12 protein-coding genes are annotated in these 10526 nt (G+C 69.1%); 3 read left to right on the top strand and 9 right to left on the bottom strand.

Annotation, left to right across the window (positions count from 1 at the left end):
* The first annotated feature begins 95 nt into the window (after positions 1 to 95).
* On the top strand, positions 96 to 356 hold the full coding sequence (locus C8D87_RS02510) for a hypothetical protein (RefSeq protein ID WP_112225386.1): 261 nt from the start codon (positions 96 to 98) through the stop codon (positions 354 to 356).
* Here C8D87_RS02510 and C8D87_RS02515 read toward each other — a convergent pair.
* On the bottom strand, positions 353 to 742 hold the full coding sequence (locus C8D87_RS02515) for a helix-turn-helix domain-containing protein (protein ID WP_112225387.1): 390 nt from the start codon (positions 740 to 742) through the stop codon (positions 353 to 355). The two genes, C8D87_RS02510 and C8D87_RS02515, sit on opposite strands and share 4 nt — an antisense overlap.
* A 42-nt stretch (positions 743 to 784) precedes the next feature.
* On the opposite strand from C8D87_RS02515, the gene C8D87_RS02520 reads away from it, so the two are divergent.
* Positions 785 to 1606, top strand: coding sequence for a class I SAM-dependent methyltransferase (locus tag C8D87_RS02520; RefSeq protein WP_112225388.1), 822 nt, complete (start codon positions 785 to 787; stop codon positions 1604 to 1606).
* Here the strand turns inward: C8D87_RS02520 and hsaB are convergent.
* From hsaB to C8D87_RS02550, 6 genes are read right to left on the bottom strand one after another with little or no spacing between them, the layout of a single operon-like run.
* Positions 1592 to 2161 carry a 3-hydroxy-9,10-secoandrosta-1,3,5(10)-triene-9,17-dione monooxygenase reductase subunit gene (hsaB, locus tag C8D87_RS02525; RefSeq protein ID WP_267899821.1) on the bottom strand — a complete coding sequence of 190 codons (570 nt, stop codon included), beginning with the start codon at positions 2159 to 2161 and terminating at the stop codon, positions 1592 to 1594. The two genes, C8D87_RS02520 and hsaB, sit on opposite strands and share 15 nt — an antisense overlap.
* Positions 2125 to 3027 (bottom strand): iron-dependent extradiol dioxygenase HsaC, encoded by a 903-nt coding sequence (gene hsaC / locus C8D87_RS02530; protein ID WP_109636698.1) that lies wholly within the window; start codon positions 3025 to 3027, stop codon positions 2125 to 2127. The genes hsaB and hsaC overlap by 37 nt, the downstream gene beginning before the upstream one ends.
* Positions 3027 to 3836 carry a 4,5:9,10-diseco-3-hydroxy-5,9,17-trioxoandrosta-1(10),2-diene-4-oate hydrolase gene (gene hsaD / locus C8D87_RS02535; RefSeq protein ID WP_112225389.1) on the bottom strand — a complete coding sequence of 270 codons (810 nt, stop codon included), beginning with the start codon at positions 3834 to 3836 and terminating at the stop codon, positions 3027 to 3029. The genes hsaC and hsaD overlap by 1 nt, the downstream gene beginning before the upstream one ends.
* A 10-nt stretch (positions 3837 to 3846) precedes the next feature.
* Positions 3847 to 5013: a 3-hydroxy-9,10-secoandrosta-1,3,5(10)-triene-9,17-dione monooxygenase oxygenase subunit gene (hsaA, locus tag C8D87_RS02540; RefSeq protein WP_109636696.1), complete on the bottom strand. Its 1167-nt coding sequence runs from the start codon at positions 5011 to 5013 to the stop codon at positions 3847 to 3849.
* Positions 5010 to 6032, bottom strand: coding sequence for a 4-hydroxy-2-oxovalerate aldolase (gene dmpG, locus C8D87_RS02545; RefSeq protein ID WP_112225390.1), 1023 nt, complete (start codon positions 6030 to 6032; stop codon positions 5010 to 5012). The genes hsaA and dmpG overlap by 4 nt, the downstream gene beginning before the upstream one ends.
* Positions 5986 to 6885, bottom strand: a complete 900-nt coding sequence (locus tag C8D87_RS02550; RefSeq protein ID WP_112225391.1) for an acetaldehyde dehydrogenase (acetylating) — start codon at positions 6883 to 6885, stop codon at positions 5986 to 5988. The genes dmpG and C8D87_RS02550 overlap by 47 nt, the downstream gene beginning before the upstream one ends.
* Positions 6886 to 6939: 54 nt before the next feature.
* On the opposite strand from C8D87_RS02550, the gene C8D87_RS02555 reads away from it, so the two are divergent.
* Complete coding sequence (locus C8D87_RS02555) at positions 6940 to 8172, top strand: RNA-guided endonuclease InsQ/TnpB family protein (RefSeq protein WP_112226224.1); 1233 nt, start codon at positions 6940 to 6942, stop codon at positions 8170 to 8172.
* A gap of 32 nt (positions 8173 to 8204) precedes the next feature.
* On the opposite strand, the gene C8D87_RS02560 is transcribed toward C8D87_RS02555, so the two are convergent.
* Positions 8205 to 8975 carry a 2-keto-4-pentenoate hydratase gene (locus C8D87_RS02560; protein ID WP_109636693.1) on the bottom strand — a complete coding sequence of 257 codons (771 nt, stop codon included), beginning with the start codon at positions 8973 to 8975 and terminating at the stop codon, positions 8205 to 8207.
* Positions 8969 to 10474, bottom strand: coding sequence for an FAD-binding protein (locus tag C8D87_RS02565; protein WP_267899822.1), 1506 nt, complete (start codon positions 10472 to 10474; stop codon positions 8969 to 8971). The genes C8D87_RS02560 and C8D87_RS02565 overlap by 7 nt, the downstream gene beginning before the upstream one ends.
* Positions 10475 to 10526: the final 52 nt, after the last annotated feature.

A 10526-nucleotide genomic window follows, 5' to 3' on the forward strand; every position in this document is an offset into this window, starting at 1 on the left:
CTTCGGCGGCGAGCCGGCGCAGGCCGAGGCGACGTTGCCGCTGAGCACGGCGTACGGGGAAATCGGCATCACGAGGGAAGAGCGAGGCCGATGTCGTGCTGTCCGCCGATGCGGCGCGGCACGGCGGGCGCCGGTTGCGCCGGGCTTGGCGCGAGCCGCCCGACGGGGCGAAGCGGGTGTACGTGCTGCAGGTCGCCGAAGGTGCGAACCTGCTGGGCGCGTTCGCCGGGCTCTCCGGGCGGTTGTGGGTCGTGTTGCAGGAGAGGTGGCCGCTGGAGGTCGTGGCCGAGGGCAAACCGCTGCCGCCCTGCCAGGCCGCAGCGGTGACCGTCGCCCCGCAGATCTGGAGCAGCTAACCGGTCAGCCGCTCCAGCAGGCGCCGGAACTTCGGACACTCCATGTGCGTCGGCGCCGGGCACGACGCGGCGTGCCGCAACCCGTCGCGCATGACCGTCAGCCGGCGGATCGTCGCGTCCAGTTCGTCCGCCTTGCTCGTGAGCACCGCGCGGTCCAGGCGCGGGCTGCCGTCGGGGGCGAACATGACCGCGATCTCCTCGAGGGTGAAGCCCGCCGCGCGGCCCACCGAGATCAGCGCCAGCCGCTGGAAGACGCCCTGGTCGAACACCCGCGTGAGGCCGCGCCGGCCGACCGATCCGATCAGGCCGCGCTCCTCGTAGTAGCGCAGGGTGGACGCCGGCACGCCGGATCGCCGCACCACCTCGCCGATACCCAGTTCCTGCATGACACTTGACCTCAAGCCGACTTGAAGTAGGACGGTAGGAGCATGACACCAGAGGTCAACAGCGAACAGGCCGCACTGTGGAACGGGCCCGGCGGGCACGGCTGGGCCGCGGCACGGGACATGGTCGACGTGGTTCTCCAGCCGTTCGAGGACCTGCTCGTCGCGGCGGCGCGGGAGAGGCCGCGCACCGGCGTGCTCGATGTCGGATGCGGGACCGGGGGCGTGACCAGGGCGATCGCGGCGGCGCTCGGCGACGTGCCGTGCGTCGGCGTCGACATTTCCTGGCCGCAGATCGCCGTCGCGCAGGAGAGCACGAACGTGCGGTTCGTGCACGCGGACGCGCAGGTGCACGCGTTCGAGCCGCAGTTCGACCTGATCGTGTCGCGGTTCGGGGTCATGTTCTTCGACGACCCGGTGGCCGCGTTCCGCAACCTCGGCAAGGCCGCGAAGCCCGGTGGCGAGCTGCGGGTCGTCGTCTGGCGCGGCAAGGACGAGAACCCGTTCATGACCACCGCGGAACGGGCCGTCGCGCCGCTGATGCCCGATCTGCCGACGTTCGATGCCGACGCGCCCGGGCCGTACGGGCTCGCCGACCCCGACCGGGCGCGGAAGGTGCTGGACGACAGCGGGTGGACCGGCGTCGACATCCGGAAGGTCGATCTGACCTGCACCATGCCAGAGGACGTGTTGCCGACGTACCTGACGATGCTCGGGCCGGTGGGCCGGGCACTCCAGCCCATGCCCGAACACGAACGCGCGGAGGTGCTCGGCACCGTGCTCCGCGCGTTCGAGGAGTTCGTGCAGGACGGGGAAGTCCGCTTCCCCACCGCGTCGTGGGAGATCAGGGCCCTAACTCCACTCTGACTGGCGCTGGGCGGTGAGCAGGTTGTCGAGGACCTCGCCGGACCAGCCTCGGGTGTCCAGCTCGGCGTGCACGGCGTAGCGGCCGCGGTAGAACAGCAACGGCTGCGCGTCGCGCACCGGGCCGAGCTCGACGACCGAGCCGACGACCATGTGGTGGTCGCCGGCGTCGTGCACCACCGAAACCCGGCAGTCGACCCAGGTCAGGGCGCCGTCGAGCACCGGGGCACCGGTGGCCGACGGCGTCCAGGCCACTCCGGCGAACTTGTCCGCGCCGGCCTTCCCGAACACCGTCGAGATCTCCCGCTGGTCCTCGGCCAGCACGTTCACGCAGAACGCGCCGGACGCCGCCATCGCCGCCCAGCTGCGCGAAGTCCGTTGTGGACAGAACAGCACGAGGGGCGGGTCGAGCGACAACGCCGCGAACGCCTGGCAGGCGAACCCGACCGGCCCGTCCGCAGACATGCCGGTCACCACGGTCACTCCCGTGCAGAAGTGACCGAGGACGGAGCGGTAGCGGGCTACTTCTGGTAGCCCACGCTGAAGTCGTGTCCCCACAGGCTCACCGCCGTGCTCTCGCGTGCGATCCAGTCCTCATCGGACACCTGCCGTCCCTCGCAGCCGAACTCGACGTCGAACCCGCCGGGTGTCTTCATGTAGAACGACAGCATCAGGTCGTTGACGTGCCGGCCGAGCGTTGCCGACATCGGCACCTTGCGCCGCATCGCGCGGTCCAGGGTCAGGCCGACGTCGTCGGTGTTCTCGACCTCGACCATCAGGTGCACGATCCCGCTCGGCGTCGGCATCGGCAGGAACGCCAGGCTGTGGTGGCGCGGGTTGCAGCCGAAGAACCGCAGCCACGCCGGTGGCCCGTCCGCCGGACGGCCGACGAACTGCGGAGGCAACCGCATCGAGTCGCGCAGCCGGAAGCCCAGCACGTCCCGGTAGAAGTGCAACGCCGCCTCGTCGTCCGAAGTGGACAGCACGACGTGCCCGAGACCCTGCTCCTCGGTCACGAACCGGTGCCCGTACGGCGACACCACCCGCCGGTGCTCCAGAGCGGCGCCGTGGAACACCTCCAGGGTGTTGCCGGAGGGGTCGTCGAAGCGAATCAGCCCGTTGACCCGGCGCTCGGCCAAATCCGAAGCCGAACCCTCCACCACCGCGACACCGGCGGAAGCCAGCCGCTTCGCCACCTCGTCCAGTTCGGCCTCGGTCGCGACCTCCCAGCCAGAGGCCTGCAAGCGGTCCGCGGTTCCGGGGACGATCACCAGCCGCGCCGGGAAGTCGTCCATCCGCAGATAAAGAGCGCCTTCCGTGGAGCCCTTGCCCTCGACCATGCCGAGGACCTTCAGTCCGAACTCGCGCCACCGGTCCATGTCGGTGGCCTCGATCCGGAGATAACCCAGCGATCGGATCCCCATCACGCCTCCGTCAAGAAGTCGGTCGCCAGCCGGTTGAACTCGTCGAACTTTTCGAGCTGTGCCCAGTGGCCGCAGCCGCCGAACACGTGCAGTTGCGCCCGCGGGATCAGCTTCAGCGCCAGCAAGGCGCCGTCGAGCGGATTGACCCGGTCTTCGCGTCCCCAGACCAGCAACACCCGCTGGCGCAACCGATATGCCTCCCGCCAGAGCATCCCCTGCTCGAAGTCCGGCCCGGCGAACGACTTGCCGAGAGCGGCCATGGCGCGCAACGACTCCGGCTGCCGCGCCGCCTCGAACCGTTCGTCGATCAGCTCCTCGGTGACCAGCGACTGGTCGAACACCATGATGCGCAGGAACTCCTCGATCCTCTCCCGTGTCGGGTCCTTCGCGAACGCGCTGAGTTTCCGCACACCCTCGGTCGGGTCCGGCGAGAAGACGTTGAGGGACAAGCCTCCCGGCCCCATCAGCACGAGCCGCCCGGCACGCTTGCCGTGGTCGAGAGCGAACCGGACCGCGGTGCCACCGCCGAGCGAGTTGCCCAGGATGTGCGCCTGCTCGACGCCCAGCTCGTCGAGCAGGTCCTTCAGCGCCCGTGCCGCGAAGGTGAAGTACTGGTCGTGCTCGGCGGGCTTGTCGGACTGGCCGTAGCCGGGCATGTCCACGGCCAGCACGCGGAACGACTTCGCGAACACCGGGATGTTGCGGCCGAAGTTGCTCATCGCCGACGCGCCGGGCCCGCCGCCGTGCAGCAGGACCAGCGTCTCGGAGTGGTCGGTGCCCGCCTCGTGGTAGTGCAGCCGCACGTTCATCAACGCCCCCTCAGAACAGCCCGTCGCGGACCTGGATGCCGAGCTCGCCCTTGCCGTACATGACGAGCACGCGCTCCGGGTCGTTGGCCGCGTGCACGCGTGCGGCGTGCGCGTCGCGCCAGAACCGGGGCAGCGGCAGGCCGCTGTTGATGGCCTTGCCGCCCGCGCTCTCGAAGAGCCGGTCGATCGCGGAGATCGCCCGCGCACTGCCGAGCACCTGGTCGCGCCGCGCCCTCAGCCGCAGCTCGATCGGGATCTTCGTGCCGGCGACGGCGTGCTCCCACTCGTCGTTGATGTCCTTCTCGAGCTGCCACCACGCCGTGTCGATGTCGTTGGACGCCATCGCGATCCGCACCTGGGCGAACGGGTCCTCGACGGACTTCTCACCCAGGTAGGCGGCCCGGACCCGCTCACGGGTGGCGTTGACGTGCACCTCGTACGCGCCGTACGCCATGCCGATCATCGGCGCGGTGATCGCGTACGGGTGGATCGTCCCGTACGGCATCCGGAAGAGCGGGCCGGGATTGACGTCCTGGCCGGGGCAGACGCAGCGGGCGGTGTGCATCATGCTCAGCGTCCGGTGCTCCGGCACGAACACGTCGGAGACCACGATGTCGTTGCTGCCGGTGCCGCGCAGACCGACCGTGTCCCACACGTCGTTGATCGTGTAGTCGGCGATCGGCAGCAGGAACGTGCGGAAGTCGACGGGCTTGCCCTCGTCGTTCATCACCAGGCCACCGAGCAGCACCCACGTCGCGTGGTCGCAGCCGGACGAGAAGCTCCACTTGCCGCTGAACCGGAACCCGCCCTCGACGGGGGTCGCGCGGCCGGTCGGCGCGTACGAGGACGAGATCCGCGTGTCCCGGTCCTCGCCGAACACCTCGTCCTGCGCCCGGACGTCGAACAACCCGACGTGCCACGGGTGCACGCCCAGCACGGACGCGACCCAGCCCGTCGACCCGCACGCGCTGCCGATCAGCTTCACCGCCGTGTAGAAGTCGAGCGGATGCGACTCGAAGCCGCCGTACCGCACGGGTTGCAGCATCCGGAAGAACCCGGTCTCCTGCAACGCCTTCACCGACTCCGGCGGCACCTTGCGCAGCTCCTCCGCCTCCTGCGCGCGTTCCCGCAGAGCAGGCAGCAGATCCCGCACCTTGCCGAGGATTTCCTCGCTCATCGGACTTTCTCCCTGCTCAGCTCCAGTGCGATGTCGATCAGCTGGTCCTCCTGCCCGCCCACGAGCTTGCGCTCGCCCGCGCGCACGAGGATCTGCGCGCCGGACACGCCGTAGCGTTTCGCCTGCGTGTAAGCGTGTTTGAGGAAGCTGGAGTAGACGCCCGCGTAACCCATCATCAGCGCCATCCGGTCGAGCAGGCACTCCTCCGGCATCACGGGCCGGACGACGTCCTCGGCCGCGTCCACGATCTTGAAGAAGTCGACGCCGGTCTCGAACCCGAGCTTGTCGCACACACCGACGAACGCCTCCAGCGGCGTGTTTCCCGCGCCCGCGCCGAATCCGCGCACGCTGCCGTCGATCTGCTTGGCCCCGGCCCTCGCCGCCGCGACCGAGTTCGCGACGCTCAGCCCGAGGTTCTCGTGCCCGTGGAACCCGACCTGGGCGTCGTCGCCGAGCTCGGCCACCAGTGCGGCCACCCGGTCGGAAACCTGTTCCAGCACCAGGGCGCCGGCCGAGTCGACGACGTACACGCACTGGCAGCCCGCGTCGGCCATGATGCGGGCTTGACGAGCCAGCGCCTCCGGTGGCTGCGAGTGCGCCATCATCAGGAACCCGACGGTCTCCAGTCCGCGCTCGCGCGCGAGCTGGAAGTGCTGCACCGAGACGTCCGCCTCGGTGCAGTGCGTGGCGATCCGGACGATCGACGCCCCGTTGTCCTGCGACACCAGGATGTCGTCCTTCACCCCGACACCGGGCAGCATCAGCACGGCGATCCTGGCCCGCTGGGCCGTCTCGGCAGCGACCTTGATCAGCTCCTGCTCCGGCGTGAGGCTGAAGCCGTAGTTGAACGACGACCCGCCGAGCCCGTCGCCGTGCGTCACCTCGATGACCGGCACCCCGGCGCCGTCGAGTGCCGCCACGATCGACCGGACGTCCTCGACCGTGAACTGGTGCCGCTTGTGGTGCGAGCCGTCACGCAGTGACGTGTCGGTCAGCCGCAGAATCGGACGCTGCTGCATTCGCGATCTCCTCCCCCACCTTCGTCGCGGCGGCCGTCATGATGTCGAGGTTCCCGGCGTAGGCAGGTAAGAAGTCGCCCGCGCCCTCGATCTCGACGAAGATCGACACTCGGCCGGCGTCGAACTGCGGCTCGCTCAGCAAGCGGAACCCCGGCACGTACGAGCGGATGTCGGTCTCCATCCGCGCGATCGAGTCCGTGATCGCGTCCGGATCGGCGTCCTCGGGGATCGCGCAGAAGATCGTGTCGCGCATGATCATCGGAGGATCCGCCGGGTTGAGCACGATGATCGCCTTGCCGCGCTCCGCTCCCCCGATCGCCTCGATGCCCTTGCTGGTCGTGCGGGTGAACTCGTCGATGTTGGCCCGCGTCCCCGGTCCCGCCGACACCGACGCCACGCTCGCGACGATCTCCGCGTACGACACCGGGACGACGCGCGACACCGCGTGCACCATGGGAATCGTGGCCTGGCCACCGCACGTGATCAGGTTGATGTTGGGCGCGTCCTGGTGCTCGCCGAGGTTCACCGGGGGCACGACGTACGGCCCGACCGCCGCCGGTGTCAGGTCGATCGCCCGGATGCCCGCCTCCGCGTAGCGCGGCGCGTTGGCCCGGTGCACCGCCGCGGACGTCGCCTCGAAGACGACGTCCGGCAGCTCGTCCTGACGCAGCAACCACTCCACGCCGTCGGCCGACACCTCAAGGCCCAGCGACGCCGCCCGGCGCAGACCCTCGCTGGCCGGGTCGATGCCCACCATCCAGCGCGGTTCCAGCACCGGCGAGCGCAGGAGCTTGTAGAGCAGGTCGGTGCCGATGTTGCCGGACCCGATGATGGCCGCCTTCACAGAGACCACCAGCCTCCGCCGCAGGCGCTGCGCACAATTCGATGGTCGGGCGTCGTGCTCATCATGGCTCCCGGTAAATTGCGTATCGTTAGGACGGCGTACAGGTGCCGGGCTTACCCGACCCCCGAACAAGCTGCGGTGTTCAACGGCACTTTCGGTTGTGTACGCCTGGTGTGGAACAGGACCCTGAGCGAGCGGAGTGACCGTTACCGCGACAGTGGTGCGCGCACCTCGTACAAGCAGACCTCCGCCACTCTCACCGAGTGGAAGCGCACCGAGGAACTCTCGCCCTTGTCGGAAGTTTCCCCGGTTCCGTTGCAACAGACACTGCGCCACCAGCACGCAGCGTTCCAGAACTTCTTCGCTCGGCGTGCGCGCTACCCGAAGTTCAAGACCCGCAACGGCCGCCAAACCGCGCACTGCACGCGCTCTGCATTCGGAATGCGGCACGGCATGCTGACGCTCGCCAAGACGGGCCTTCCGCTGCGTTTCGTCTGGTCTTTCGCCGATGTGGACGTGACCACGCTCGACCCGGCGACCGTGGTCATCACCCGTGAACCAGACGGACGCTGGTACGTCACCTTCGCCGTTGATGCCGAAGAGCCCGCGCCCACCGAGCCAGTGGGCCACGCGACAGGTGTTGACCTCGGCTTGACGGATCTCCTGGTGACCAGCGACGGCCTGCGGATCGCCAATCCGCGACAGTTTGCCCGCAGAGCACGCAACCTCGCCCGCTATCAACGCCGAATGGCTCGCTGCCAACGCGGAAGCAACGACCGCCGCAAAGCAAAGACAAGAGTCGCCCGGGTTCACCGGACGATTCGCAACGCACGGCGAGACTTCCTGCACCGCACGACCACGAACCCGGTGCGTTCGGCTGACCTCATCGCTGTCGAAGACCTGAACGTCGCGGGTATGAGACGCAACCACCACGTCGCACACGCCATCTCCGACGTCAGTTGGGGGGAGTTCAAGCGGCAACCGGCATACAAATGCGCGCGCGCTGGCCGCACACTGGTGGTCATTGATCGCTGGTACCCGTCGAGCAAAACGTGCTCGGCCTGCGGGCACCGGCTGACTGAACTGGCTCTGTCCGCTCGGCACTGGCCGTGCCCGTGCTGCCGCACCCTGCACGACCGGGACCTCAACGCGGCGAAGAACATCCTTGCGGCTGGTCGAGTCGTAGCCCGAAGCACATCGGGTGATGCCTGCGGAGCTGATGTCAGTCGGCAAGGGTCCTCCCTTCCGCGATCGGCGATGAACCAGGAATCCTCTGCCGTGAGGCGCAGCCCGTGAGGGCCATCCGCCGCAAGGCGGATGGGAAACAGTCAATCGAATTTCAGGTCTACGGAGCCGAGTCCGGCGAACTCGGCGTGGAACTCGTCACCCGGCCGCGCGTCGATCGCCCGCGTGCACGAACCGGGCAGCACGATGTCGCCTGCCAGCAACCGGACGCCGAAGCTCGCGACCTTCTCCGCGAGCCACGCCACCGCGATCGCCGGATCGCCCAGCACCGCGTCACCGCGTCCTTCGGCGACCACTTCACCGTTGCGCCGCAACGTCGCCGCCACCGCGCCGATGTCCAGTTCGGACGGCCGGACGCGCTCAGAGCCGAGGATGAACCCGGCAGAGGAGGCGTTGTCCGCGATGGTGTCCTGGAGGCCGATCTTCCAGTCGATGATCCGGCTGTCGATCAGCTCGATGGCCGGCGCGACGAACTCCGTCGCCCGCAGCACGTCCTCGACCGTGCAGCCCTCGCCCGGCAGGTCCTGGCTGAGCAGGAACGCGATCTCGACCTCGACCCGCGGGTACAGGTACGCCGAAGCGTCCGCGGTGCCGGTCAGCTGCATGTCGTCGAGCAGGTGGCCGTAGTCGGGTTCGTCGACGCCCATCATCTGCTGCATCGCGAGCGACGAGAGGCCGACCTTGTGGCCGATGACGTCACGGTTGCGGTGCCGGACGTTGAGCAGCTGGATCTCGTAGGCGTCGACCACGTCGATCTCGGGGTACAGCTCGACCAGCGGCTTGATCGGCACGCGGTCGCGTTCCGCCACGCGCAGCAGCTCGGCGGCCGCCTCCCTGGACTGGATCGTCAGCACCTGGCCTCCCCTGCATCTGTTGACCTGGCCACGTGTTGCCCGGCGCGGCGGCCAGAGAAGACGCAGTCGGCGAGCGCGAGCCCGCTGACGTAGGACTCCGAGCACACGCCGACCGCCGACCGGCCCGCCGCGTACAGGCCGGGAACTCCTCGCACCTGGCCGGTTTCCTCGTCGACGACGAGTCCGCCCAGCGTGAGCATCGGGCACGGGTAACCGAATCCGGCCTTGATCGAGACGTTGATCAGCGAGTACGGCGGCGAACCGAACGGTTCGGGCGTACCGATCCCCGCTTTGGCCGCCACCTCTTCGATCGTCGGTGCGGTGACCATGCCGCGGCTCAGGAAGTACCGGACCTGCCACCGCTGGAAGGGTGCCGCCTGCGTCCTCACCTGCGCCCGAGCGACCCGCAGGATGTCGTCGTCGACCAGCAGCCAGGCCTTTCCGCCGCGTTCGGCGATCGCGCTCCCGATGGCCGCGCCGTACCGCGTCGCGTCACCGAACCTGCGCCCTTCTGGGTCGACCAGCACCCCGCGTTGCAACGCACTGGGCGGCGTGACGAACCGCCACACCGAGATCTTGTCCATTCGCGCGGTCCTGCCACCGGCGGCGACACCGAGCCGGATCCCGCTGCCGTCGTCGCCGGGCGTGCCGAGCGGGAGGCCACCACGGTAGGCCGGCGAGATCTCGCGCACCCTGTCCCGGTCAGCGATGAACCCGCCCGCCGAGATGACCACTCCCTGCCGCGCGGACACCGTGACGGGACGGCTGAAGCGCCGTTCCAGCCACGCGGCCAGCGCGAACAGCTTCCTGCCGACGGGCGGGTAGTAGAGCCACGGCTTGGCGCCCGCCTTGGACAGCATCTCGTGCACGGTCTGCGGCAGGCCGGTCAGCGTCCGGCAGCGCACACCCGTGACCCGGCCGTCGGTCGTGATCAGCTCCTCGGCACGGGTCTGCGGCATGATCCGCACGCCCGCCCGCCGGGTCGCCTCGGCCAGCCGGGCGAAGAAGACCTTGCCCGAGGTGCCTTTCGCCCTGGTCCGGTGGCCACGCGGAGCCGGATCGGGCCAGGCGTCCTCGCTGCCGGACTGGTAGAGGTAGTAGTCGTCTGTCGGATAGGAGGTCTTGAACGGGCACAGGCTCGCGTCGAACGGCACGCCCTGGTCCTCCAGCCAGGCCAGCATCTTGGCGCTGTCCTCGCAGAACCGGCGCAGCGTCGCCTCCGACACCGCGTCCCGGACCTCGTGCTTCAGGTAGGAGAACATCGCCTCTGGCGTGTCCGTGACTCCGGCCTCGACCTGCTGTCTCGTGCCACCGCCCGCGTACACGACGCCACCGGACAACGCAGTCGCGCCACCACCCGCGAACCGGTCCAGAACCAGCACGGACGCACCGGCCGCCGCGGCTTCGATGGCGGCGCACGCGCCGGCCGCACCAAAGCCGATGACGATCACGTCAGCGGTGACGTCCACGCGATCCTCCCGGAACACGTTCTCGGTCAACGGACTTGCCTGGAACTCCTACACCATAGCGCCAAACCGCCTCAGAACTATA

The organism is Lentzea atacamensis (assembly GCF_003269295.1).
GTDB classification, from domain to species: domain Bacteria; phylum Actinomycetota; class Actinomycetes; order Mycobacteriales; family Pseudonocardiaceae; genus Lentzea; species Lentzea atacamensis.

Bases quoted from the DNA above. Each gene is read 5' to 3' on its own strand.
- hsaD (WP_112225389.1), bottom strand. From the start codon at position 3,836: ATGAACGTGCGGCTGCACTACCACGAGGCGGGCACCGACCACTCCGAG.
- C8D87_RS02555 (WP_112226224.1), top strand. From the start codon at position 6,940: ATGGCTCCCGGTAAATTGCGTATCGTTAGGACGGCGTACAGGTGCCGG.
- C8D87_RS02520 (WP_112225388.1), top strand. From the start codon at position 785: ATGACACCAGAGGTCAACAGCGAACAGGCCGCACTGTGGAACGGGCCC.
- dmpG (WP_112225390.1), bottom strand. From the start codon at position 6,032: ATGCAGCAGCGTCCGATTCTGCGGCTGACCGACACGTCACTGCGTGAC.
- hsaA (WP_109636696.1), bottom strand. From the start codon at position 5,013: ATGAGCGAGGAAATCCTCGGCAAGGTGCGGGATCTGCTGCCTGCTCTG.
- C8D87_RS02515 (WP_112225387.1), bottom strand. From the start codon at position 742: ATGCAGGAACTGGGTATCGGCGAGGTGGTGCGGCGATCCGGCGTGCCG.
- hsaC (WP_109636698.1), bottom strand. From the start codon at position 3,027: ATGGGGATCCGATCGCTGGGTTATCTCCGGATCGAGGCCACCGACATG.